Origin of the sequence: Acidiphilium sp. PM (assembly GCF_000219295.1) — a bacterium.
GTDB classification, from domain to species: Bacteria; Pseudomonadota; Alphaproteobacteria; order Acetobacterales; family Acetobacteraceae; genus Acidiphilium; species Acidiphilium multivorum.
Genome location: NZ_AFPR01000064.1, coordinates 1 through 597 on the forward strand (window position 1 = coordinate 1; position 597 = coordinate 597).

Consider the following 597-nt stretch of genomic DNA (forward strand, 5'->3'; position numbering starts at 1 on the left):
CCGCCCCAGCATCGCGGCGATCAGCGCCTGGCGCGGCAGGTCGGCGGCCGGCGCGCTGGCGACCAGGCGGCCGTCGCGCAGCACCGAGAAGCGGTCGCACAGCCGGTAACATTCCGACAGCCGGTGGCTGACGAACAGGATCGCGATGCGCTCGGCCTTCAGCCGGTCGACCACGCGGAACAGGGTCTCGACCTCGCCGCCGGTGAGCGCGGAGGTCGGCTCGTCGAGAATGACGACCTTCGCGCCGAGCCGGATGCCGCGGGCGATCGCGACCATCTGCTGGAGCCCGAGCCCGAGCGTGCCGAGCCGCGCCCGCGGATCGATGCGCAACTCGTAGCGCGCCAGCAGCGACTGCGCCTCCGCCTCCATCCGGCGCCGGTCGATCAGCCAGCCGAGCCGCCTCGGCTCGTGGCCGAGGAAGAGGTTCTCGGCCACGTCCCGTTCGGGGATCAGGTTGATCTCCTGGTAGACGGCGCTGATGCCGTGGCGTTGGGCGGTGCGGGGGGAGTCGAACCGCACCGCCGCGCCGCCCAGCCTGATCGTTCCGTCGTCAGGCTGATGGAACCCGGTCAGCAGCTTGATCAGCGTCGACTTGCC

General features: G+C 71.7%; 1 protein-coding gene. It reads right to left on the reverse strand.

What is annotated here, in order from left to right:
* Positions 1–597, reverse strand: a 597-nt coding sequence (locus APM_RS02235; RefSeq protein WP_039887575.1) for an ATP-binding cassette domain-containing protein, incomplete at both ends; no start/stop codon positions are given.